General features: G+C 48.5%; 15 protein-coding genes. 3 read left to right on the plus strand and 12 right to left on the minus strand.

The genetic code is table 11. From position 1 onward, the window contains the following. Positions 1-68 precede the first annotated feature (68 nt). The 6 genes from ACMVP2_RS01970 to ACMVP2_RS01995 all read right to left on the minus strand — a co-directional run bounded on the left by ACMVP2_RS01970 (position 69) and on the right by ACMVP2_RS01995 (position 15,997). Complete coding sequence (locus ACMVP2_RS01970; protein ID WP_416866507.1) at positions 69-2,768, minus strand: T9SS type A sorting domain-containing protein; 2,700 nt, start codon at positions 2,766-2,768, stop codon at positions 69-71. A 22-nt stretch (positions 2,769-2,790) separates the two neighbouring features. After that, complete coding sequence (locus tag ACMVP2_RS01975) at positions 2,791-7,731, minus strand: fibronectin type III domain-containing protein (protein ID WP_416866508.1); 4,941 nt, start codon at positions 7,729-7,731, stop codon at positions 2,791-2,793. 53 nt (positions 7,732-7,784) lie between these two features. Beyond that, a complete protein-coding gene (locus ACMVP2_RS01980) occupies positions 7,785-11,186 on the minus strand; it encodes a tail fiber domain-containing protein (protein WP_416866509.1) in 3,402 nt (1,133 codons plus the stop codon). A gap of 419 nt (positions 11,187-11,605) precedes the next feature. Next, positions 11,606-12,925, minus strand: a complete 1,320-nt coding sequence (locus tag ACMVP2_RS01985) for an ABC1 kinase family protein (protein ID WP_416866510.1) — start codon at positions 12,923-12,925, stop codon at positions 11,606-11,608. Positions 12,926-12,930: 5 nt separating this feature from the next. Then, a complete protein-coding gene (locus ACMVP2_RS01990; protein WP_339791532.1) occupies positions 12,931-13,614 on the minus strand; it encodes a TetR family transcriptional regulator C-terminal domain-containing protein in 684 nt (227 codons plus the stop codon). A 52-nt stretch (positions 13,615-13,666) separates the two neighbouring features. Beyond that, positions 13,667-15,997 (minus strand): response regulator, encoded by a 2,331-nt coding sequence (locus ACMVP2_RS01995; RefSeq protein ID WP_416866511.1) that lies wholly within the window; start codon positions 15,995-15,997, stop codon positions 13,667-13,669. A gap of 264 nt (positions 15,998-16,261) precedes the next feature. Between ACMVP2_RS01995 and ACMVP2_RS02000 the strand changes: the two genes are divergently transcribed. Next, entirely contained in the window at positions 16,262-16,867 is a 606-nt protein-coding gene (locus tag ACMVP2_RS02000) for a GNAT family N-acetyltransferase (protein ID WP_416866512.1), read from the plus strand. Positions 16,868-16,869: 2 nt separating this feature from the next. Here ACMVP2_RS02000 and ACMVP2_RS02005 read toward each other — a convergent pair whose 3' ends face one another. Further along, entirely contained in the window at positions 16,870-19,278 is a 2,409-nt protein-coding gene (locus tag ACMVP2_RS02005) for a penicillin acylase family protein (protein ID WP_416866513.1), read from the minus strand. 93 nt (positions 19,279-19,371) lie between these two features. Here ACMVP2_RS02005 and ACMVP2_RS02010 point away from each other — a divergent pair, with 93 nt between their 5' ends. Beyond that, positions 19,372-20,061: a nitroreductase family protein gene (locus ACMVP2_RS02010; RefSeq protein ID WP_416866514.1), complete on the plus strand. Its 690-nt coding sequence runs from the start codon at positions 19,372-19,374 to the stop codon at positions 20,059-20,061. Here the strand turns inward: ACMVP2_RS02010 and ACMVP2_RS02015 are convergent. Continuing rightward, the gene (locus ACMVP2_RS02015; RefSeq protein ID WP_317487368.1) at positions 20,055-20,573 is read right to left on the minus strand and encodes a hypothetical protein; all 519 of its coding nucleotides are present in this window, start codon (positions 20,571-20,573) and stop codon (positions 20,055-20,057) included. The genes ACMVP2_RS02010 and ACMVP2_RS02015 overlap by 7 nt on opposite strands. Positions 20,574-20,717: 144 nt before the next feature. Here ACMVP2_RS02015 and ACMVP2_RS02020 point away from each other — a divergent pair, with 144 nt between their 5' ends. Further along, positions 20,718-21,362 carry a hypothetical protein gene (locus tag ACMVP2_RS02020; protein WP_416866515.1) on the plus strand — a complete coding sequence of 215 codons (645 nt, stop codon included), beginning with the start codon at positions 20,718-20,720 and terminating at the stop codon, positions 21,360-21,362. Here ACMVP2_RS02020 and ACMVP2_RS02025 read toward each other — a convergent pair. The 4 genes from ACMVP2_RS02025 to prfB form a co-directional block, all read right to left on the minus strand. Beyond that, the gene (locus ACMVP2_RS02025) at positions 21,322-22,044 is read right to left on the minus strand and encodes a lysoplasmalogenase (RefSeq protein ID WP_416866516.1); all 723 of its coding nucleotides are present in this window, start codon (positions 22,042-22,044) and stop codon (positions 21,322-21,324) included. The genes ACMVP2_RS02020 and ACMVP2_RS02025 overlap by 41 nt on opposite strands. A gap of 30 nt (positions 22,045-22,074) precedes the next feature. Then, entirely contained in the window at positions 22,075-23,034 is a 960-nt protein-coding gene (locus ACMVP2_RS02030; RefSeq protein WP_416868234.1) for an MFS transporter, read from the minus strand. After that, complete coding sequence (locus ACMVP2_RS02035; RefSeq protein ID WP_416866517.1) at positions 23,034-23,258, minus strand: hypothetical protein; 225 nt, start codon at positions 23,256-23,258, stop codon at positions 23,034-23,036. The genes ACMVP2_RS02030 and ACMVP2_RS02035 overlap by 1 nt, the downstream gene beginning before the upstream one ends. A 317-nt stretch (positions 23,259-23,575) precedes the next feature. Continuing rightward, a protein-coding gene (prfB, locus tag ACMVP2_RS02040; RefSeq protein WP_416866518.1) for a peptide chain release factor 2 occupies positions 23,576-24,659 on the minus strand; the annotation gives its coding sequence in 2 pieces (ribosomal slippage) (positions 23,576-24,598 and positions 24,600-24,659; 1,083 coding nt in all). Positions 24,660-24,835: the final 176 nt, after the last annotated feature.

Genomic DNA, 24,835 nt, shown 5'->3' on the forward strand with positions numbered 1-24,835 from the left:
GGGCATTTTGGCGTATCCCAGAGCCAAAAAAAAGGCCCGAATCCGGGCCTTTGCGTTGTTGCAGAAATCTATTGTTTAATAAACCTAAAGTCTTTTCGAACTTTGTTGTCGAATACCCGCAAATAGTAGACCCCGGCAGGTAATTCGGCCAATTCAATTGAATTCTCATTAGCTCGTAGCTGTAATTCCTTCACCAGGCTTCCCGAGACATTCGATATTTGCACCAACTTGTCGGCATGAAACACTTCATTTAGCGATTTCAGCGAAATTCTTTCCGTTGCTGGATTTGGATAAACGGTGATATTGCTGAGATAAGAATCGTTAATACCTGTTATCGTCACATTCACTTCCGCCGAGGTACTGGTACATCCATCCACATCCACCATCACCTTAAATACGCCACTGTCCTCATTGGGAAGGTTATTTCCTTCGGTAGGCAATTCCTGTCCATCTCTGAACCAGGTGTAAGTAGCGCCGGTTACCAAAGTGGTTGATAAGTTTTTTCCTTTAGAAGTGACAGTAATCACTGGCAAGGCAGGGTTAACACAGATCGACTGGGTAGCAGCGGTGGCGGCGTTGTAATTGCCATTGCCAGGCTGACTGGCGGAAATTGTTAGTGGACCGGCACCCAGCAGGGTTACGGTATTCCCTTCAAGGCTTGCGGCACCTTCGACAGAAAAAGTGATTGGCAGCCCACTGGACGACGAAGCCTCAAGGGTAAGGGTGCCCCCCTCCAGGTTCACATCTTGCAGCGCTGTAAAGCTAATCGTTTGGCTGGCCTTTGCCACTTGTATAGTGACCGACGCATCCGCCGCAGTGTAGCCATCATTCCCTGCCTGCACTGCATCTATAATAATTTCGCCAGCCCCGGTTATGGTCACCACATTTTCCGAAATAGTAGCGGGTCCGGTGACCGAAAGCGCTACGGCCAGTCCGGCGCTGGACGTGGCGGTTACTTCGAAAGCAGCATCGCCAAATGTCTTATTATCTATCGCAGCAATTGTAATCGTTTGGGATAACTTATCAATTGATCCGTCGCAGTTGTTGTCCTTGCCATCAGGCAAAGCGGGAGCGCTTGGGTAAACGTCCTTGTCAGTGTCGTTGCAGTCTGTGGCGTCGGCCACAAACCCCTCCGGCTTACTACATGATTTTGAGGTGGTGGCCGCATCACCAAATCCGTCTCCATCGGCATCTTTGTACCACACTGTATTGGGATTAACATCCGCCTTGGCATCATCGCAATCGCCTGTCACGAGCACATATCCCTCAGGTTTTGTGCACTGTGTCTTTTTATCCGTTTCCAATCCAAACCCATCACCATCGGCATCAGCATACCACACAGTCGTCGGATTGATAGCTTCCTGACTGTCGTCGCAATCACCTACTGTTAAGATGTATCCAGCTGGCTGAGTACATTGGGTCTTCGTCACACCTTCGTCTCCATAACCATCCCCGTCGGCGTCGGCATACCAAACAGTTGTTGGTTTGATAGTTTCTTTGGTATCGTCACAGTCGTCAGCATTCGCCACATACCCGGCAGGGGCAGCACATTGTGTAAGGCTAACGGCTGAATTGCCGTAGCCATCGCCATCGCTGTCCTGGTACCAAACGGTGGTTGGTTTGATGTTAGCATCAGTATCGTTACAGTCGCCACTTACCCGCACATAACCGGTGGGCTGCGTACACTGCGTTTTTGTGTCTGTATCTGTGCCATAGCCGTCACCATCGGTATCGGCATACCAAACTGTAGCTGGATTGATAGTGCCGTCGCTGTCGTCACAATCTCCGTCGCACTTCTTGTAGCCATCACCATCCACATCTGAGTCAGCAACCAGAATATTGCTGTTCTGCGCCACTTCCTGTCCGTCGTCGCAGCCATCGTCGTCGGTGTCGGCCAGGTTCGGATCGGACTCATAATCGTTCACTTCTTCTCCATCTTCAAGGCTGTCCTCATCAGTGTCCTTTACCAGTGGGTCAGTACCATAAACATTCACTTCATCACCGTCGCTGAGGCCGTCACCATCGGTATCGGATAGCAAAGGGTCGGTGCTATAAGTGATTAGTTCCTCATAATCATTTAACCCATCATTATCGCTATCCGAAAGCGTGGGATCAGTACCGTATGTAATGACTTCGTCATAGTCACTAATTTCGTCTCCATCTGAATCGGTAAGCGTCGGGTCACTGCCATATGTATTTACTTCATCGCCATCCTCCAGACCGTCATCGTCAGAATCCTTCAGCGTCGGGTCGGAACCATACACGTTCACTTCATCGCCATCTTCAAGGCCGTCATCATCGGAGTCTTTGAGGGTAGGGTCACTGCCATAGGAATTGATTTCGTCGTAATCACTGAGGCCATCATCGTCAGAATCTGAAAGTGTCGGGTCGGTACCATAAGTGTTCACCTCCTCAAAATCATTCAGGCCATCGCCGTCGGAATCTGATAGAGTAGGATCAGAACCGTAAGTATTTATTTCCTCGCCATCTTCCAGCCCATCATCATCTGTGTCCTTCAAAGTTGGGTCAGAGCCGTAAAGATTTACTTCATCCCCATCATTCAACCCATCGTCATCGGTGTCGGCAAGCTCAGGATCGGTGTTGTATATATTGATCTCATCATCATCTGTCAGCCCATCCCCATCCGTGTCGGTGGTTACATAACTTTCCAGGGTAATCTCATTGCCTGCGGAAGTAGCCAAAAAGGGAGCCAGCAGCAGCAAAAAGGCAAGAGTACTCCATATCGTTGGTTTGTATATCGAACTCATCGTAGTAGTAGTTTGGGTTAGATTAGTGGGTCAGAATGATTCTCCTGCTAATTTCCAGTCCTTTGCCATTCGAAAGCTTAAAGACATAGATGCCAGAAGGTCGATCCCTCCCCTGCCAGATAAACTCAGCCTGCTCTTCTCCCTCGAGCCACCCGTCAAACAAGTGTTGTACCTCCTGCCCGGCAAGGTTAAACACCGACAAAGAGAAGTAGTCACTTTGCGGTGGTATAAGCCGGAAAAACACCTGATCAGGTGATGGGTTTGGATAAATCACCAATTCAAAAGCTGCCAGAACTTCTTCAAGTCCCATGGCTATCTCAGTATCATCTTCTTCAGCTACCCTGGCTCCTGGCTCGGCAATGGTTTGGAAAGTAGACACTGACGAGAACTGGCTGCGCAACGAATTATCACCTGAGCAAATTGTACGCACTTTCCACTGGTAGGTGGTCAGCGAAGTCAGTCCTGAGAGGCTTATCGATGCAGTGGCTGAAGTTGCCGCCGTCCAGATAATGTCGCCCTGCTTGCGGTACAAAACTTCATAGCTCAGAGCCCCGCTGGCAGCCCCCCACGACAAATCGGCGGTGGTCTGCTCGGTGACGCCAACCGTTAAACCGGTTGGAACCGCACATGCCGTGGCACCAGTAGTACTAAACTCCATTATGGAGGAATACGGGGACACCAGGCTGTTATCCGGAGCACAAAGTGTTCTCACCCTTACCTGGTATGGCATACCCGACGACAAGCCAGACAGGCTTACCGAAGCGGTACCTGCAAGCACCTGTGTCCAAATGGTAGTACCTTTTACTCGATAACGAACGTCATATTGATCTACACCCGCAGCAACAGTCCAGGTAACCTGAGCGCCCGTGTCGGTGATGGCCGACGCTGCGAGGCCAGTTGGCGATTCACATGACACTGTGCCGGTGGTGGTGAAAAATTCCACACCGGAGTACAACGATTTCAGTGAGCCATTGGCCGCACAAACAGAACGCACCTGGAATTGATAATTGGTGCCCGTTTGGAGCGAGCCGAGGCTGATCGCATTCGTGCCAACATTCAAGTTTGTCCAGATGGTGGAGCCACTCACCCTGAACCGGACGTCATAACTCAAGGAGCCAAGGTTAGCCCAGGTTATCTCTGCGTCTGTATCAGCAGCACTAACGTTAAAACCGGACGGTACATCGCAACTTGGTAAGCCATCGGTGGTGAACTCTGCCGGGACAGAGTATACCGACGACAACACAGGATTGGTGCTACAGTTTGATTTCACAGAGAACTGATAAGGCATGCCTGGCTCGAGCCCTGTAAGATTGTAAATATTTGTTCCGGTTGTAACGAGCGTCCACAAACTGGTTCCTTTCACCCGATACCTCAACCCGTAGCCACTTGCTGCTTCTGCCACAGTGGTCCATGAAACCGTGGCCGAGCTGGACGTAATATTGGAAGCAGCAAGGTTAACAGGAATTTCACAGCTGACGGTCCCAGAGGTTTCGAATGAAACCAATGAGCTAAACAGGCTCTGAACACTTCCATCTACGGCACAAATTGCCTTGACCTGCACCTGATAAGGCATGCCTGACTCAAGGCCGGTGAGGACGTAGGAAGGACTGACCACCGGAACCATCGTCCATATGGGTGTTCCTGCGATTCGGTAGCGAATTTGGTAGGATGTCGCACCGACATCGCTCCAGCTAAGGTTAGCCGACTGGTCAGTGATTGCCGACACCAATAGGTTTGTTGGCACTTCACACGAAACTACACCCGTAGTTTCAAAGAACGCCATGGAAGCAAAAGGCGAAGCAAGGGTACCCTCCGCATTGCAAATGGTTCTTACGGTCCACATATAGGGCATTCCGCTCACCAGTGAACTGACGTTCAATGAATTGGTTGCGGTGGTTTGATAGCTCCATGTGGTAGTTCCCTCCAACCTGTAGCGTACCTGATAGCTGAAAGCGCCGCCCTGAGCCGCCCACGTCAAACTCGCATCGGTTGTGCCTGGAGTAGCTACCAAACCCGCAGGAGTGGTACATGCAGCCGCTCCCTGGGTGGTGAAGATGTAGGTGGTTGAATAAACAGACACAAACGTACCATCAAGGGTACAAACCGATCTGGCCTGCACCTGGTAGGAAGTGCCTCCGCTAAGCCCTGTCAATTGCTTACTGTTTGTTGGGCTCTGTACATAATTCCAAACAGTAGTGCCCTGCACACGGTAACGAATGTCGTAGGCGACGGCACCTGTGCTGGCGGTCCAGCTTATATCAGCGGAATTGGTAGTCACTGTAGCGCTCAACCCAACCGGAGTCACACAACTTGGTGCACCCGTGGTAGTAAACTGATTGACAGTTGAGTAGACTGAACTCAGCCCCGAACTCGAATTGCAGACAGCCTTGAGCATGTACACATAGTCAGTACCTGGTTCCAGGTCAGTCAAATCTATGCTGGCTGCAGCTGTGCCGGTGGTCGTCCAGATAGCAGTGCCGTTGGGCTTGTACCTGATTTCGTATGACTCAGCCGATTGGTCTGTCCAGGAAACTGTAGCAGACGAAGCAGTGATACCCGAAACCGACATACCTGCTGGCACCGGACAACTTACAGCTCCCGAAGTAGTAAACTCATATACGGATGAATACAGGGTCTGAACAGCCGCACAAACTCCTCTTACCTGTATCTGATACACCATACCAGCCTGCAGGCCGGTGAGACTCGCACTCGCAGAAACAAGCCCTGTAGTGGTTGTCCAGATAGTAGTTCCTTTTAGCCTGTAACGAACATCGTAGGTCACAGCCCCCGTATTATTCCATGTAATGTCCTGCTCCGTATCACTGATGCTCACATCGCTCGCTACGACAGGCACTTCACAAGCAGGTGCACCCAATGTGGTGAACGATTCCACATCCGTATAAGCCGAGGTCAGCACCTCAGACCCAGTACAGGTCATGTTCACCTGAACAAGGTACTGCACACCAGGCTCAAGTGCAGTAAGTTGAAGGGTGGTTTCCCCTTGAATTACCTCTTCCCATGTGAGCGTACCCAATGGTTTGTAACGGATTTTATAAGTGAGCGCATCTCCGGCAGGGTACTGAGCTATATTCCAGCTTAAGTCAGCTGTGGTGGACGTAACATTCGAAACAGTGAACGACACAGGCGTATCGCATATTTCCTGATACTTGTACTTGCCCACAAACATAGCCGCCGAGCCACCAGAATTCAACGTAGTCAACTGACCAAATTCAGCAGCTCCCAAAAAGCGGCCGGTGGCGTAGAGATTGTTCTCAAAAACTGAAACAGCACGATTCGACACCAAATAATTAGACTTACCTTCTACCTTGTCTACCCGAAGGACTGCTCCAGAGGCATCGTAGTGAGCAAAGAATCCAAAACCGTTGCTCAATGTCTCAGCCGACGGCGGGAATAACATTTGATCAATCCCCATAAAACCGCTTACGACAATTTGTCCTGAGCTGCCCGTTGCCATCGCCAGAATGCCATCGCTTCCAGCTCCGCCCATTGTGCGAATCCACTGCGTGTCGCCGTTGGCACTGCTTGCAGCCAGCAGGAATCCTTCCCGTCCACCGGCACTGCTGGCAGGGCTAATTGTAGGAACCACCAGAGAACTGCCATCGAAAAAGCCGCCAACGTACACATTGCTGCCATTTACTGCGACTGCATAGGCGATATCGTTTTCAGGTGTTGATGCTTGCTTCACCCACAGAGGATCGCCAGAATTATTGAACTTAGCGTAGTAAATGTCGATTGTGCCGCTGACTGACAAGCCAACACCGGCTATGCTGGGAGCGCCGCTAAAACCACCTACAACGTATATATTGCCCTGCGCATCAACAGCCAGGTCGTTGCCTGAAACGCCTGATTCGGCAGACACAGGCCTGGTCCTCACAAAGTTTCCGTTCGGTGAGATGGTCACTATGTGTAAACCAGCGTTGAGCGCACTGCCTCCAAACGTGCCATTTACGCTTGAAGAGCTGTAGAGCAGATGGATATTACCACTTCCATCAAAGGCATGGGAGGTGATGAGGTCGTTGAGTGAGCCCCCTAAAGACTTGGCCCATATCAACTGCCCATTGGTGTCCATTTTCAGTAGGAATCCGTCAGTGCTCCCTTGTGAATTGAAAGTCGGGCCGTTGGGAATGGTCAGCTGTCCACTAAAATACCCACTGACGTACAACACGCCATTGGCATCAACTTTTACTTCTTCCACTGATGCGCCACTATTGGATAATAGTTGTCGGCCCCACACGATATTTCCGTCCGCATCATATTTGATCACAAAGCCGTCGCTGCCTCCAGATACAACCCAGCTTTCAGCACCGACAAACAAGTCGGCATCAACACGCCCTCCAACATAGGTATTACCATTGTTGTCGTTGGCAACGGTGCGTCCATAAGAAGGTGAATTCAGGCTACTTGCCCAGGCCCACCGGTCATCAAGCGTGCCGGAGAAAGTGGCAGCACCATCATACACATAATCCGATTCCTCACTGGCTCCCACAGCTTTCAGCCTGTAAAAGTAGTAGGTGTCTGGAGTGAGGCCGGCATTAGTGTATTCAGTGCCATTGGCACCGACAGGAATGCCTACTAAATCAGTCGTGAAATCATCCGAAGTTGATCTTTCCAGTGCATAGTGAGTTTCATTGTTAGCATTGTCAATCCAGCTAATGTGAAGTGAAGTTTCACTCAAAGGCAATACCAGGAAATCGGATGGTGCCTGAGGAAAAGCGTCATTGGCAATGGTATGAATAAAGCCAATATTCATTTGATAGTTACCACCCGAAGCACCCCCCGCTACAGACTGGCCTGCTACCCCAAAATGCTGGATATTTGTGCCAGTTGAACTGCCACCGCCATTCGACGTTGTTTGGCTCGTCTGCACCAGCTGCGCCTGTACTCCCTCGTAAAGGAGAACAGTGCACGCCAGCAGTAAATAATATCTTAAGTTTCGTTTCATAGTCATTCAGTTTTTAAGTCCAACTTGATTGAGTGGATTAGGTAGTTGAATGACTACTCTTGTTTCCCTAGTGAGATGCTGTTTTCATCCGAAGGTTTAGAAGGTGCCTGTAGCAGGTTCACCAGCGATTTAACGCTGGCTTCCAGCTCGGTTATTCTTTTTTCGTTATTCTTTGCTGTCGCCAACTCCGTTTTTAGCGATACATTCTCGGTCTTCAGTGTTTCGATCTGAGTATTCAGCTCTTTGATGGCTTCGATAAGCACGGCCACCATTTGTGAGTAATTCACCGACTTCATGCCCTCTTCGTTGGTGTGTACAAACTCCGGATAAACTTCCTCTACCTCCTGAGCGATCACGCCGATTTGTTGGCGTTGCGATTTGGATTTGTCTAGCCAGTTATAGGAAACTCCACGGAGTTTAAGGGTTTTTGCGAGGGAGTTTTGTAAAGGAGAAATATTCTCCTTGAGTCTTCGGTCTGAAGTAAGCTGAACGCCACCGGCGTAGACAGAACTTGAAACGTGAATAGTGCCCATTAAACCGTCCATCGAAATGGTATTGGTGTTGGTATTATCCTTCAAAAATAAGTATCCGGAATTCGTACTTGTCGCAAGCCTAACCTTTTCATTACCTAAATAATCGATTGCCAGGTAACCTTCGTCACTTTCAGTGCCGGCAAAGCCTAATTTGAACTGTGAGGTGCCATTAACACTTGTCGTAGAGCCACTTACCTCTTCCCTTACATTTAATAATCTCGCCTGAATTCCGCCGTCCTGGGCAATATAGGCTCCATCAGTAGCGGGGTTAGCACCTTCATTTGTAGATCCAAAATAATTCCCAACCTGCACATGTATGCCAGCATTTAGGTAGTCTTTATCAACAGATAATTCGTTGATACCGGGGATGCTTACATCCAGGCCATTGGCATCCATTCTAAAGTCTTTTCCATCGGAGCTTCTGAGGTGCAATACGCCGATGTCATTACCCAATCCGTCGTCCTCAACTGAGATGCCAACAATGCCAGCCCTAACATTGATACTTCCGTCAAGTCCATTAAGGGTTATTTCATTTTCGTTGTTGGTATTATTAATGTTCAGGAAGCCAGCATCCGAATTGTCACCCATCTCAATTGAATTGTTTCCTGGATTGCTGCCCTGGGACACGGCCACCATCGAGGAAGATCGAACTCCCCATTGCCCATCGAGGGTAACAAAGCCACCGTCGGCACTATTGGTTAAATTTATGTGCCCTGAATAGGTAGACGCTCCATCATCATTTACCGAAGCCTGGATACGGGTTTGATCATTCGCATCTCTTAGCTCCAACGCACCCTGACCATCATTCCCCCATTGGCTTTGCAGGGTGGCTCTTTTCATATAGATATTCTTAATGTCGCCGCTCAGCCCATTGGCATCAATTCTAAGGTTAGCTCCATCGGTACCGTTAAAACTGACCGCACCCAATTCATTGCCCAACCCATCGTCGGCTACTTCCATCCATACCAAGTCCTGATCCGGCGTATTACCCCGCATGCGGAAGTAAGGTCTGCCCGCCCCATTCGTGGGATCCTCCCAGGATTTGGCCCCTATTTCCACGTTGCTCACTCCATCGTTAGCCTCCAGTCGCAAAGAGCCCCATTCCTGGCTCCCATCCTGATTGACCTGTAAGCCTGCATGGCTGTAAAACCAGCCGTTTCCGTCCGGCTTGTTGCCGAACAGTGATATATGTCCCAAATCGCTGTCCTGGTAGTTTTGACCACCAATGATAACGTTAGGAGACTCTTGTCCGCTTAGCTGAAAATTGCCCGACCATTCAGTGGGTGTATTTCCGCCCGGGTCGTTTGAGAGATAAGCAGAAACTAAGCTCCTTGGACAAGTAGGACAATTCACATCATTGTACACGGGGCCAAATAGGGAAAAGCTGCCAACTGTTTCTGATCCTGCTTTTTCCACTCCTAAAGCGATTCTGATATTGTCTTTTCCTGCTTCGGCATCGCCACGAAGGTCAAGGTAGCCCTGAAGACCTGTCTCCCAATCCTTTTCTCCAAAATTCCCGTAGTCCTGATTGATACCTGTGGCAGAAATGCTTCCCCCCTGTCCATCAACAGAAAGTGTGCCGGTCACCTTCACATCTCCTTCAAAAAATCCTGCCCAGTTTTCCCCCGAGGCGCTAGAAGCAGTGCCATACACGCCAATATTTTTCGCAGAGTTGTTGGACGTAGAAACACCTGATACACCTATATTTTCGCTTGTTTGTGCTCCGTCGCCCTGGGCTCTTCCTCGTAAGCCGACATTTTGTCCCGGGTTATCATTTGCGGAAAAATCACCTCCAAAATTGGCGCCTCCAGCTGCTGAATTATTAGAAATTCCCCTAACACCAACGCTAAAGCTTGATTGACCAAGTGCCTCACCTCTTAACCCATAGATTACCGCAGTACTATTCGCCTCAGTAGACCTGGAGATACCATACACGCCATAATGGAAGCTGGCGGAATTGGCTGAAACATTGGCAATACCTCTCACACCTGCGTTTCCACCCTCAGCAGCACTACCAATACCTAATATTCCGCTGTATTCTGTAATTCCGGCACCCTGCCCATCCCAAACTCCTGTTCCGCTTACTTCTCCTTTCAGTGCCGTAATTTCTTCACCAGCTGAGCTGTCCTGAGTCTTGGTGAATGTAGAGGTACCAGCCGAATTCCCTTCCATAACCAAGTTGCCGCTTATCTTCACATCGCCTTCAAACAACCCGGCGTAATTCTCTGTACCACCAGATGCAGTGCCATATATACCAACATTCTTCTCGGCGGCACCATAAGCAACACCGGATGTTCCTACGTTAGACTTTGTGTTGTTCCTGGCCTCACCATAAACCCCATAATTTTCAGTTCCAGCCTGGCCATTGCCGGTTCCCAGGGCCTTTGCCCACACACCTGTGTTATACAGCCTGTTGTCTCCATTGGCCTCAGAATAAAAACCTATTTGATCGCCACTTCCAGAACCGGCGCCGGAAGCTTCCACCTGCATCCCAACCGTAGTGCCGGTTACGTCGGCATCAGCCGCCTGCTTTATATCCAAACCTATCAGGTCACCCCCATTCTTTGCTGAATAGTTCAAAGCATCAATTTTGGTAAGGCTTGGATAAATCTCAATAGGACTCAGGTCGGTGCCGCTAACATTGATCTCGAGCGTTCTCGACTCAACACCACTAAAAAGCCCGGCGGGCAAGGGGGTCACTTCTCCCAATACCAGAGAGTAGAGTCCGTCTTGCACATTGATGCCGGTTTGTGTCTCTGTCCAAACGAATCCCCCAAGTCCATCCGGAATATTAAATGTGAAATCCCGGGAGCCTGTCACAGGTGTTCCGTTTTCAATAAGCTGCCCCTGAAAAGGAAGCTTCTGCGAGAAGACCGCAAATGAGGTCAGGACGATTAATAATGTTGTTAGAAGGGCTTTCATAAAGTGGTATGTTGGTTATAAAAAAATCACTCTATAAAAGTAACGGCTGAGCCGTGCCATGTCAATACTCAATTTGGAGTATTCCGTGACTATAATAAAAATTATTCTGAGGCCCTATAAAACACTTCTCCTCCCTTAGAGTCTAAAATGTAATGAGTTCCAAAATAAAATTTCGAATTGCAAAAAATAACGATATACACATATCATTATTTGGTGAACTAGCGAAATAATGTTAGAAATAGGAGTATTAAGTAATACTTTACCTGTTACGTCGGCTATCGAATATTATATAATTATTCCGACAAAAATAAGTGCCTTCAACCCGCAAAATAGATGAGAGAAATTATCTCCTCCAAGTGAGAAATGGCGTGAGGCCGTAGCTCGAACACCCGCAGAATGTGACAAAATAGGGTTCGTTTCTACGCAACTGCCGCCTCCAACCACTCCGGTTTCGTCGTTCTCACCTCCGCTCCAAGGTCATGGAGCAGGTTGTAGAGTCCAAAATAAGTGCGGTTGATGTACAACCCATGCCTGGAACCCCTCGGATGCTTAGAGTTCTTGAACTCTTTGCGCTTAGAGATACCTTCCCCCAGGTCAAAGATCTTCTTAAAATACTCTTCGTTGGCAAAATCAAATGACTCTTTATGAAAAGGAGCGCCCAATAGCTGCATCATTTGCTTGAACACATCGATGTAAAGAACTTTATAGTCGGCCGGGTCGTCTTCATACAAAAAACACAGGTCGTGAAATGCCGCCACCAGCTCCTCTTCTTTCCAGAGCAAGTCTTCCCTCATCAGTTGAAAGTAGGTCTTATAAAAATCCTCTGGAATCACTTTCACACAGCCAAAGTCAATTACCCCCAGCATACCATTCTCCATCATAAGGAAATTACCCGGATGAGGATCTGCATGCACCTGCAGGAGGTTATGCACCTGATGGTTGTAGAAGTCCCACATCGCCTGACCTATCTGGTTTCGCAGCTCCTGTGAAGGGTTATCTTGCAAAAATTCCTTTAGGTGCAAACCCTGCAGCCAATCCATGGTCAAAATCCTTTCCGATGAAAGCTCGGAGTAATACCTGGGGAAAGTCAGGTTGGGTATGTGGGCGCAGGCTTCCGAAATTTGCTTTGAGCGAAGCAATTCCAGCTTGTAGTCGGTTTCTTCAAGTAGTCGCTCCTCTACTTCTTCCATATAGTGATCTAGCTCCTGCTCGTTGAGCTTCACGAGCCTGAGGGCAAAGGGCTTCACGAGCTTCAAGTCCGATCTTACGCTGCCGGCCACTCCAGGGTACTGCACCTTTACGGCAAATTCTTTGTCGCCGATAGTGCCCTTATGCACCTGCCCTATAGAGGCTGCATTCACAGCACTTTTGGTAAACGACTCAAAAGCCTCCGTTGGCGACTTCCCAAGTTGTTCTTTGAATGTCTTCACCACCAGCGGATAAGACAGCGGAGGAGCGCTGTACTGCGCCATGGAGAATTGGTTTTGATAAGCCGTCGGGAGGATATTCTTATCCATGGCCAGCATCTGAGCCACTTTCAGTGCACTTCCTTTGAGTTCGCTCAGCGAACCATAAATATCTTCGGCGTTGGCCTGATCAAGATCCTCACGGGAAGCATCGCCCGTAATGAAGCGCTTGGCGTAATGCTTGACATAGTTGCCTCCCACTTTGGCACCCGTTCGCACAAACTTCGAGGCTCTTTCTACTTTTGATGTGGGGATGCTGGATTGTTCTTTCATTTTGATCAGGCTTCCTTCTTCGATTGATAAATAAACTTGGCCAGGTCTAGCAATGAATCCACAGCTCCCCGCCCCATGAGGTCAAAAGCCAGGTTAACGGCTTTTTCTATCGCAGCATCCGTTTTTTCAAAGCCTTTGCTCTCATCTTTGTGCCAAAAATTGAGAATAAACAAGGTCTGTACCCACATGGCCTCGCCATACCTGTCGCTGATAAAAGGCCGGTTCGCTATTTCGTCAGTATCCTTGCCTTCAATCACAAGATTATTGGCCCAGGAAAGAAATTCGGATTTAAAAGCCTTGAGAAAATAAGGCGTTGTGGTGGGGTGCTTCACAGCTTGCATCTGCCACAGAATATAGCTCCTGTTTCGCTTCAGCTCCTCAATCAGGGTGTAGTAGAACGCTAAAAGTTTCTCCCTGACAGAATACTCTTCGTAAACTTTTTCTGATTCAATAGCCTGGATTGTGGCGCTGACAAAGTCGTGCCAGATACCCTTTTCAATAGACTCAAATGAATTGTAAAACTCATACAAGTCTTCTTCTTTCAGCTTAAGCGACTTGGCAAACAAAAAAAAGGAAGATGGTGCTGCACCATTTTCCAATACGTGCTCTTTGTATTTGGCCCTGATGTCGGCGCTTTGAGGTTTTTTGGCTCCAGCTTTTGCTTTGGGAGCCTTAGCTTCTTTTTCCATAGCACCATAACCAGTTTTTCACCAAAATGGTTAGCTATGGAGTGAAAAAAAATTATTGGTCTATGACGCTGTTCGTGATGTATTTGTTCACCTTCTTTTTCAAATCCTCCGGGTCAAACGGTTTTATAATATGGTCGTTCATACCGAACCGCTTTACCTTATCCCGGTCTTCCATCATGGTGGAAGCGGTGAGGGCAATAATAGGCGTATTAATCCCGAGCGCCCTTATTTGCCTGGAGGCTTCATAGCCATCCATGACAGGCATTTGCAAGTCCATCAAAATCAGATCATACTTTTTGTTCTTGACTTTGTCGACAGCCTCAGCCCCATTGGCCGCTATTTCGATGCCAAATTCCCATTTTTTCAAAAACTTCTGCGCTACCAGCACATTGACTTTGTTGTCTTCAACAAGAAGAATATTCGCTCCTTTATTCCCTGATTCAACTCCATCCGCCAACGCTTCATCCTCTTCTACAGCATGATCCACGGTCTCGAACCTCTGAATAAAGTAAAACTCAGAGCCCTTGCCTTTCTCGCTGTTGAGACCGAGTTGCACGCCCTGAAGGTTAAGCAACCTTCTGGTAATTGTTAGCCCGAGCCCGGTGCCCCCATATTCTCTGGTCACTGAGGTGCTTGCCTGAGTGAAGCTGTCAAATATTTTCTGCTGGTCGGCCATAGAAATTCCTATGCCCGTGTCCTTTATTGCAAACCGCAGCGTTATATGGCCTTCATCTCTGTCCAATTCATTCACTATCAATTCAATACCACCTTCTTTGGTGAATTTCAGGGCATTGCTGATCAAATTGCTCAACACTTGACTTGTTCGTGTCGAATCACAGACAATAGACTGAGTTATCGTTTCGTCAACCGATACCTTAATATAGAGCCCCCGCTCATCGGCTATCCTTTCAAAAACCTGCTTCAAGCGGGATGTCAGCTGCCTGATGTTGACAGGCATTTTCTCAAACTCAATCCTGTTGGCTTCAATTTTATTAAGATCGAGGATGTCGTTGAGGATCACCAGCAGGTTCTCAGCAGAAAATTTCAGTGTGTTAAGTGCCTCTTTGTGTTCTTTTTTTGGCTTGTCGCCAATCATATAATTGGTCAGGCCTATTACTGCGTTCATTGGCGTTCTGATTTCATGCGACATCATGGAGAGGAAATCAGACTTGGTTCTCGATGCCTCCTCCGCTTCTTCCTTGGCCACCCTCAAAGACCTGGTCACTCTGAAGAACATGTTCAATGACTGGAAGAAAAAGAATGAAATAAACCCAATGAACGTCAGGAGTCTGTTTTCTGGCTCCAGTGCCAGGTAAACATATATTTTGTAGATAAACACCAACAGCACCACCATGGTGCTAGCCAAAGCATAATTGGCTCCGTCCCGATTAAACCTGGCCGCAGCAGCATACACGTAGGAAACGTAGGCAATTACAGCGACCATCACGAATAGATAGGGCTCAACAAAAAGTGTGAAAATGGTGCTGGGCAAAACAAGGGTGAGCAGGCTCAGCAAGCCAGAGAGACCTGCAAATCCACCCAAAATAATAAGGCTGCCGTCTTTTGGAAAAAGAGTGTAAGAGTAGATGGCAAAAAGCGAGGGCGCTAAAAACAGGGCCAGGTACTCAAAATGCAAGGTTACCGTCCAGGGAATGTCAGGATACAGAATGTGCAGCGCATAGTTATCGGCGCCGAAAAACCTGTAGCTGAATACCAGGCAAAAAAGGCCAAAAGCGATGATGTAGTTTTCCTTTTGCCCAAATAAATAAAGTCCCAGGAAGAAAAGACCAGCCATGATCAGGCAGCCCGACAGCAAGAGGTCGTAGCTGATATTGAACAGGCTGTCGTGCATAATTCTATCCCGGGCTCCCAACAGAATAGACTCCCGGGCTCCACCTTTCGAATGATGAAAATTGGAGATATGGAGCACTAACTCCAGGGTATCAGAGCTGGGCAGGATTCTCAGTGTTTTGGGAATCCAATGAGGCTCAGAAGTTTCTTTGGTGTTGCCCACCACGCCATTTTCCCCCAGCAGTTGACCGTCGACATACAGATCGTAGTCACTGTAGAAGTGGCTTATGGCAATAGACAACGGCGGAGTTTGTTGTGGCAGAAGCAACTTGACCCGGTAGGTGGCAAAGCCCTGACTCGACAGTTCTACGCCACCAGCAGTTTTTGAATCGTTCCAGAGCTTGGGGAACATGAAGTAATCAGGCGCTGGAGCAGCGTATTTGAACTGCTCTGGCGTTATCAATCTTTCCCAATAAAACTCCCACTCACCCTCAAGTTGTGCTTTCCCCTGCGAAAAATCGAATGCCCTAAGGTCAATAATACCCCTCTCCGCTTCCCGGGCCTGTGCCCCAAAAGAAAGTACAACAACCAAACAAAAGAATATAACCAGGCTCCGCATCGCTCGAAAATACGCTGCAATTTATGTATTTATAGTGGGGCACCGGTAGTGCTGTAATATTTTATAGCTTTTCGACATTTTTCAGACACCACATACGATCAGAAACGCTTTCAATTAACTCCGAAACGGTTGACTGGAAAAATATCATAGCAATCTTTCGCATGAATAGCTTTTATGAAAATTGGCAAAAGGCTTACATTTGGCTCGCTTTATTTTTTAATATAGGCTAACGAATTGATGAACTCAGTCCCTTATGAATACCCACCGCTCCCGGTAACTTTAGAGGGTGAACATGTAATCGTTCAGCCCATGCTTCCAGAGCACCTTGCCAGCCTTTGCGACGTTGCCGAAGACGGTGAACTGTGGAAGCTTTGGTACACGCTGGTACCCTCACCAGAAACAATGGAAGCCTGGATGCAAAAAGCTTTTAAGGAGCAGGCCAGCCAAACCTGCCTGCCTTTTGTGATTTATAGCAAGGCACATCAAAAGATAGTTGGAGCTACCCGCTTCCTGAGGATTGAGAAAGCCGTACATCGATTGGAAATAGGTTCCACCTGGTATGCAAAGTCTGTTCAGCGCACTGCGATTAACACGGAATGCAAGCATTTGCTCCTTACACACGCTTTTGAAAACCTGAAATGCATTGCGGTAGAGTTTCGAACACACAGAATGAATACAGCATCAAGGGCAGCCATCGAGCGGCTTGGTGCTCAACTCGATGGCATCTTCCGAAACCATTATATCATGCCCAACGGCACCATGAGGGATACCGCCGTTTATAGTATACTTGATACCGAATGGCCCACCGTAAAAAGTGGGCTGGAGTACAAGCTGGGCAGATAGCTCTACCTGGGGCTCATCTTGTAGCTTTCTTCAGCCACTTTCATGATCATCTCTTTTGAGTAGTAAACGGGGAAGTATTTGTCATTCGCCCAAAGGTCGAAGAGGTTTTTATAATATTTGCTATCCGGATCTCCCGACTGCCCGGGGGAGTTGATACCCATTGAGCGATCCCAATTTTGCGTGTCCATGATGATCCGAAACGTGGCACCATGGGTTTGATTGTCGCCTGACCCTGTCACACCTGGCGTTAGGTGGTAGCCTCCCCGTGGTGCGGGACCAACATCCAATTTTTTCCGCATGTCAGCAGACACCGCCTCACTCATGGGGTGTTTGATTATCACATGATGGTTCTTTTCCTGGCCATATTGCCACTTACGTTGATCTCTTCCCAGTTTTTGCTCAAGTTGAGCAATGGCCGCAGCAAGCGACGAAGTCAGCAGGTCATCTCTTCCTTTGATTGGATCGCTACCAAAAACCGGCGGCGGTGCCTGTAACCAGCCGATGACTTTAAACATGGAAAGCCCTGAAATGTGCGGCCTGGCCTCGGCAGGAATCATCAGATCCTTCATTCTCGCATTGATCTCTTTTTCCCAGGCTGCATAAATGGTGGCCGTAGTGGAATTCTTGTCGAGCACAAAATCCCAGGCCAGCAGTTTGTCTCTCGCTGCACTTATTTTTGTATCAGCAATAGCCATATTTTTCAACATAGGCACAATTTCCCTTGCCGGAAGCGCCAGATAGTCCGTTTGCATGGCTGCCATGTCCCCCAGGCTCAGCACCCTACCCGAAGCAATGATCTCCTTCAGCCTGTCGCCCCTGTACCCATCACCCCAGTCAAAAGTAATTACCTCAGGAAACTCATAATCGGTTTTGGTAAGGTTCTCATTGGCGGTAATCACATAGCCTTCCACCGGATTGTAGCTGTGAGGCTTGGCTTTGATCGGCAAGTAGCCTCCCCACTCGTAGCGGCCGTCGCCAGGCACTGGCACCATGCCGCTGAAGTTTTTACGAATGGGAGCTATGCCCACAGCCTGCCAGCCGATGTTTCCTTTCCGGTCGGCCCAGATCATGTTTTCTCCCGGGATATGGCTGTAGTTGCAAGCCTCCCGAAACTCCTCCCAGGTCTCGGCCTGATCCATCCTTAAACTAGCCAGGTAGGGCGCACCGCCCACCTCCTGCCACCCACAGCGGACGGCATAAGCAACATGCTTCTCTGCTTTTTCAAACACTACAGGGCCATGGCGGGTGTATTTCAATTCAACAGTGACGTCGGGCCGGTCTTTCACTTTGATCGTCTCGGTAATGATTTTCATATCTTCCCAGACATCGTTGTATTTGTACTGGTTAGGGTTTTCCGGATTTGTATCATACACATACAAATCTTCGCTGTCGTTGGTAAACACTGTGAGCCCCCAGGCGCCGTACTCATTGTGGCCAATGGAAATGCCGGGAATCTCAGGCTCACCAGCCCCTATCACATTCCAGCCCGGCGCTACCAGGTGCGACCAATACCGGAGTGAGGGTGCAGCCAGTCCACGATGCGGGTCGTTGGCCAGCATGGGGTATCCGCTCTGAGTACGCTCACCACTTACCACCCAATTGTTACTACCAATGGCGTTTCTGAGTTCCTGCCTGTCAAGTGTAAAGTCCTCTTCCCATTTGGCTGCCAGCTCGCTGTACTTCCCCATGCCTTCCCTGGCGCTGGCTTGCACATCTGAGGGTTGAAATTTGACAGATTTCCGATAAGCATTGTAGAGCTCAAGGATATCTTCGGTCAGCAGCGACTGGTCAATAACCGGATCCATATTCAAATCGGAATCGAACGGATGATAGTACTCTATTTCCTTAAACTTTTCGGCTCCAATCGCCGCCACGGCCCGGGCAGCTTTTAGCTCGTTGCCAATATTACCCAACAGCCCCTGATGTCTTGAAATAACTACTTCTGGCGTCCATGGCTGCGGTTTTGTCTTCAACAGTTGAAACTCAACTGGCAGCTTCTCCGGAGCTGAATTAGCTTCGGCGATATAGGTATTTACACCATCTACAAAAGCGATAATTATTTCCTCCCCTCTTTCATGGTAGTGGTTCATTTCCTCTTTCATGTTTCCCCGAAACTTGAAGAGCCTCGTACCTATGTCTCTTTTGATTTCCCGCTCTCCCAGCAGTTCAGCTACCGTACCTGTGGCCTGCCTTCGCCAAATCTCAAACTGAAAAAGGCGATCTTTGGCAGCCATGTAGCCCTGCGTAAAAAAGAGGTCGTGCTCATTCTCAGCATAAATATGGTTGATACCCCAGGGGTCACGGTATACCTCTACTTTATCCTGCAGCCCCGAAACTGTTAGTTGTTGAGCATGCGATGTAAAGAAGCTGAAAAGCAATAGGAAGGACGGTGCTGCTATTTTTTTTAACATCAATTCTGAGGTTTACAATTGGTTGTCTAGATTTGAGAAGGTATAAAATTTAAGCCCGACAAGAGGCTGCATTTTTTAATAAAGGCCAAAACAATGACTGAGGAGACAATAAAAGTTATAGACGGATACGAGCATGTGCGCCATCATCCGAGGGCGTTTACCCCGGAAATCACCTTGCAAAAGAGCCTGCACTTCTATCAGGACATGGACTTGCGGCGAACCGTCAGAGATTTCTCCGACAAGCCGGTTGATCGGGCAGTGATCGAAAATATCATAAAAACCGCCTCTACAGCACCTTCCGGAGCACATAAGCAACCCTGGACATTCTGTGCCATTTCAAACCCAGCGATCAAAAAGGAAATAAGAAAGGCAGCCGAACAGGAAGAATACGAGAGCTACCATGGCCGCATGAGCGAACGCTGGCTGAAGGATCTCGCACCTATAGGCACCAATTGGGACAAACCCTTTCTTGAAACAGCTCCATGGATCGTTGTGGTCTTCAAAAAAGTGTATGACAAGGATGAAGAAGGCGAAAAGATCAACAACTACTACGTAAATGAATCGGTGGGGATTGCCTGCGGGATGTTCATTTCAGCGGTGCACATGGCTGGATTGGTGACACTGACACATACACCAAGTCCAATGAATTTTTTGTCGAAAATACTCGAAAGGCCCGACAATGAAAGGCCCTATTTGTTACTACCTGTGGGTTATGCGGCCGACGAGGTTTACGTGCCTAAGCTGGCAAGAAAGCCGCTGGAGGAAGTGGCTAAGTTTTATTGAGCAGGTTCCAGGCGCATGGCTTCCTTGAAATCAAGTCCAAATTTCACCCTGTCGTGCATATTCCTCATAATTCTCCTGGGGCCCACAATGGTCATGTTGTGGTTTTTGAACTTCACGGTAACTGTAACATTCTCCATCCATTGATTCAGTGAGACAATCCCACTGATCTCAGGATCGAAAACCATCACCTGGTCTTTGTCTTTTCTCAACTCATAGCCTTCTTTTCGCATCGCTTCAGTGACCAGCTTGCCAAGCTTTCTCTTGGTGACATGCGTAACTTTCAGCGTTGAATGTCTGGTGATGTAAGCAATCCCACCGGCAAGAAAAAAGGGAAGAAGAATAAACCGATAGAGCCCCTGGCCGACAATGATTCCTTCAAGTGACTGATCCATTAAGTAACTCGCCAGAAGCGACAATCCTGCCAGAATAACTATTAACAGACTAAAAACCTTAACGAATACCTGGGGTTCGAATCGTCCTAGCGAATAAGTAATCTCCGGTTTTTTATCCATTCCTTGGGGCATGTTAACGTGGCTGCAATAATAACTTTTGAAAATGACTTAATTCAATTTCATTTTCAATAAATCTTACAACTGGCGGCTACTATTTTGACAGAAACGAGCATTCCGAGACAATAAATAGCTAACTTAGTTCTGATGAGGCCACTTCTCCCCTTCCTTATTTTAGCTGCCATGCTGAGTTGCGGACAAAAACGATCTACCATCGACCCAACTGATAAAACTGGTTCATCAGCAAATGGTACGGCCTCATCACTTCCTGTCGCCAATCGCAAGACGGCCCTTGCCCTAAATGCCTATCGGGATGTCATCGATCTTACGGGCTACAAAGATTTGGGCAGTTTTCATTTTCGCAGGCTGCATTTCTATACCAGAAAGAATCCGGGGATCAAAATTGGCCCAGCCAACGTAGATGAAATCACGGCTTACTTTATCGACCGCTATGCAGTGAAAATCAGGTACAAGTTGTCGGAAGACGTGGCTTCCTACCTGGTCGACTCGCTGACTACAGATACCAAAAGGGTGCAAGACCTGAACCGGGACTGGTCGAAACAGCGGCAGATCAAATGGAACTACTTCAGCAAAATCATCACGTATCAAAACAAGTGCCCTGACGATGATCTCGCTCTGACACTGACCAACGAAATATGTGATAGCCCTTATTGGTTGTATGTTGAGCTTCCCGGCTACAAGAAAAAGGTAAAAGAGCTCAAAACCGTGGAGAACGCCGTGCACGAGTACCTCATCGACGCCCCTTCGGCGCAGGTTTCTTCTCTGGACTAGGCTCACCGTGATAGTGTGCCAATACTCCCTGAACAATCAGCGCTTGTGCCGCAATATACGTTACCATTACCCAAAACCCAGCCATGGGAAATGGCCCGACAAACTTACTTACCGCCAGCATAGAATCGGACACGAGAAAGGCGATGGCGCCAAAAAATAAAAGCGAGAAACTTGTTTCGTTGGTTCTGTTTTTCCTGATCACTGCCATCAGCAGCATGCCCACCAAACAAGCGCCGTAAAGGATGACGGGAACCTTGAAGTTGCCGAGGAAATTCCAGAGGGTGTAGAGCATGAAAAAGTAAAAGATGACAAGCAGGCCCACACTGAATTTTGTCCGCCATTCCATCTTTTTCTTTGAAGGATTTTTAAGCTGAGCAAAATTGAATCCATACATGATCTGTGCTATTAGAAATGCGCCCAGACCAAGCAGGAAATACATTTCTGCCTTTTCCTGATACATAAGCAATGAATCACCCAGCCAGCTAAAAACCAGCGCCGCCAGAATGCCTACCCTCACCGACTTGTCAACCGCCTTGCTACTCAACCAAAAATAAAAGGCCAGCAAGGGCATCAACAAAGGCTTGGACCAATGGATCAGGTCGGAGTTTTCAACGCCCACCGCCCACAGGTGCACACCTATCGAAAGAAGGAAAAGGACAGATATCAGGTTTCGGGTGTTCATTGTCTGTGTTTTGGAACAAAGTAAATAAATCTACTGGCGCAGTTGAGAGGGAATCACGTCTTTTTTCTTACCGATGAGCTCCACAAAAACCCAACCCAGAAAGGCAACAAAGCCCACAAACGAGAACACAAAGGGCATATGCGAAAAATGGTTGCCATACAGCCACCCTGCCAGCAGTGCCCCCAAACCTATGCCCACTTCCAGGGCAATATACATGGTGGCAATGCCCCTGCCTCTGTGGCGTTCATCACTGAGGTCAATGGTCCAGGCGTAAATGGTTGGTGAGTTCATGCCCGTACCGATGCCAAACAGCACAGCACCTGTCAAAAACTGCCATACACTGGTGGAAAATCCGGTGGTGATCATGGCCGCCACAAGAAAGAAGATGGAGAAACGCAGCACAGCCACCCTTCCGAACTTGTCCGACGCCTTACCCGCAATGAACCTGATACCCAGAGAAGCTATTGTGAAAGTCGTGAAGTATAGACCTCGGTTTCCCATTCCCAAATAGTCGCTAAAGTCGGGTGCGAGGGTAAGCACAGCCCCGAAAGGCAGCATCGTCAGCAGCAAGGTAACCGAGGGGTAAAGCACCCTTGGTTCATACACATCAGCCCAGTTGATTTTCAGATGATCGGGGCGAAATTTCTCTCTATTGACCAGCGTCTCTCTCATGCCAGCCAGTATAACCACTGACAACAGCGCCATCAATGAAGAGGTGTAGAACATGGTGTTCAGCGAAGCAGCTGAGGCGATGTAGGAACCTATGGCAGGCCCGATGGCCATCCCCATGCTTCCAAAGAGGCCAAAAATGCCCATGGCTTCTCCCCTCTTCAGCAGCGGCGCAATGTCTCCTACATAGGCTGCCGTGCCAGTAGGTTTAAAACCCGTAGAAAACCCATGAAAGAAACGCAGCAATAGGAAGGCCCACACCACAGTGACATGGGGATATACCAGCGCCGCCAATCCGCTGACCGTAGCGCCAAATACCATCACAGGTACTCGTCCGACCTTATCGGCCAGCTTGCCACTGAATGGCCGCTGAGGCCGGCTGTGAGGGTAAAAACCGAAATAATGAGACCCTTGTAGTCGCCACCACCAATGGAGGTCAGGAAAGCTGGCAGCTCCGGGATGATCATGTTGAAGCTGCTGAAGAAAAGGAGACTACTGAAACACAATAGCATAAACTGCCATGTGTATATCTTTTGCTGGGTCATAGAAAAAATCGACGGGTAAAGGTAGAACCTTCGGGAAGGTTATTCAAAAAATTGCATGGGTTTTGACGACGTTGTCTCAACACGGGTGCCTGGACAACGAATCTACTTCAGAAACCACCTTGCCTCTGGGACGGTAATTGCGAGCGAGTAAATAAATCAAATTCATTGAACGGGAAGCCTTACGAGCGTGGCAATCTGTCTGTTAGAATTCGTATCCAAAACAAGTAGATTGCCACGGCTGATAGTAACGCACTTAAAGAAAAAATTGTCCACAGCCTCGCAATGACCGGTAAGGGTGGCTACTACCCTCCCCCGACCTACGCCTCCTGCCCCATCAAAAACGCTTTGATGTAGTCGTCGAGATCGCCGTCGAGTACATTCTGCACATCGGTGCGCTCCACGCCGGTGCGGGCATCCTTGATCAGTTTGTAAGGGTGCAGCACATAGTTGCGGATTTGCGAGCCAAAGTCGACCCGCATCTTGCCGGCTTCCACCTTGTCACGCACGGCATTGCGTTTCTCCACCTCCATCTGATACAGCCTCGACTTCAGCATTTGCATGGCCAGTTCTCGGTTGGCCAACTGCGAACGCTCGACCTGACACACCACCACAATGCCCGTTGGCTTGTGGGTCAGCTGCACCTTGGTTTCCACCTTGTTTACATTCTGACCTCCGGCACCACCTGATCTAGACGTATGCAGTTCCACATCGGCCGGGTTGATTTCAATCTCTATGCTGTCGTCGGCTACCGGATACACGTAGATCGAGGCAAAAGAGGTATGCCTCCTTCCACCTGAATCGAAGGGCGAAATTCGCACCAGGCGATGCACACCCGTTTCGGCTTTCAGGTAACCATAAGCAAACTGCCCTTCAAACTCCAGCGTGGCTGACTTAAGACCAGCCGTATCGCCTGGTGTGTAGTCCACCTGCCGCACTTTGTAACCATGCTTCTCTCCCCACATGATGTACATCCGCATGAGGATTTCCGCCCAGTCGTTACTTTCTGTTCCGCCAGCACCCGGGTTGATTTCCAGCATGGCACTCAGCTGGTCTTCTTCCCCGCTAAGCATTTTCTTCAGCTCCACCTCTTCCAACTGCGCAGATACCTTTTTGTACTCCGCATCAACGTCCTCCATCTCAGCCTCGTCGGTATTGTAGAATTCATAGATGGTTTCAAGATCCTCCAGCGAAGTGCTTACTTCTTCATAGGCATTTGTCCACACCTTCTGCAGCCTTATTTCTTTTAACAGCTTTTCTGCTTCACTGGGTTTGTCCCAAAAGCCCGGCAGCACTGTCAGCGCCTCATTGTCTTCTACTTCACGTTTGCGGTTATCGTAGTCAAAGATACCCCCTCAAAGCCGCTACCCTGGCTTTCACGTCTTTCAACTGTTCTATTGTCATGGTGTTATTTGTTTTTCAATTAAGTTTACTTTGTACGGGAATTACTAGTCCGTTCTTCACTCCGCATTCCAACTCAAAGGGCGAAATAATTTTTTTTAACCAATAACTTCACGGCTATTTGGCTAAGGGTTTGTACCCTTTAATTCCCTAAAGGGGTTCTAACAGCCTTCTTGTGC

Source organism: Imperialibacter sp., assembly GCF_048007035.1.
GTDB lineage: Bacteria > Bacteroidota > Bacteroidia > Cytophagales > Cyclobacteriaceae > Imperialibacter.

Excerpts from the sequence above, each read along its gene's own strand:
- ACMVP2_RS01970 (WP_416866507.1), bottom strand. The coding sequence starts at position 2,768 with ATGAGTTCGATATACAAACCAACGATATGGAGTACTCTTGCCTTTTTG.
- ACMVP2_RS01975 (WP_416866508.1), bottom strand. The coding sequence starts at position 7,731 with ATGAAACGAAACTTAAGATATTATTTACTGCTGGCGTGCACTGTTCTC.
- ACMVP2_RS01980 (WP_416866509.1), bottom strand. The coding sequence starts at position 11,186 with ATGAAAGCCCTTCTAACAACATTATTAATCGTCCTGACCTCATTTGCG.
- ACMVP2_RS01985 (WP_416866510.1), bottom strand. The coding sequence starts at position 12,925 with ATGAAAGAACAATCCAGCATCCCCACATCAAAAGTAGAAAGAGCCTCG.
- ACMVP2_RS01990 (WP_339791532.1), bottom strand. The coding sequence starts at position 13,614 with ATGGAAAAAGAAGCTAAGGCTCCCAAAGCAAAAGCTGGAGCCAAAAAA.
- ACMVP2_RS02000 (WP_416866512.1), top strand. The coding sequence starts at position 16,262 with ATGAACTCAGTCCCTTATGAATACCCACCGCTCCCGGTAACTTTAGAG.
- ACMVP2_RS02005 (WP_416866513.1), bottom strand. The coding sequence starts at position 19,278 with ATGTTAAAAAAAATAGCAGCACCGTCCTTCCTATTGCTTTTCAGCTTC.
- ACMVP2_RS02010 (WP_416866514.1), top strand. The coding sequence starts at position 19,372 with ATGACTGAGGAGACAATAAAAGTTATAGACGGATACGAGCATGTGCGC.
- ACMVP2_RS02015 (WP_317487368.1), bottom strand. The coding sequence starts at position 20,573 with ATGGATAAAAAACCGGAGATTACTTATTCGCTAGGACGATTCGAACCC.
- ACMVP2_RS02020 (WP_416866515.1), top strand. The coding sequence starts at position 20,718 with ATGAGGCCACTTCTCCCCTTCCTTATTTTAGCTGCCATGCTGAGTTGC.
- ACMVP2_RS02025 (WP_416866516.1), bottom strand. The coding sequence starts at position 22,044 with ATGAACACCCGAAACCTGATATCTGTCCTTTTCCTTCTTTCGATAGGT.
- ACMVP2_RS02030 (WP_416868234.1), bottom strand. The coding sequence starts at position 23,034 with ATGGTATTTGGCGCTACGGTCAGCGGATTGGCGGCGCTGGTATATCCC.
- ACMVP2_RS02035 (WP_416866517.1), bottom strand. The coding sequence starts at position 23,258 with ATGACCCAGCAAAAGATATACACATGGCAGTTTATGCTATTGTGTTTC.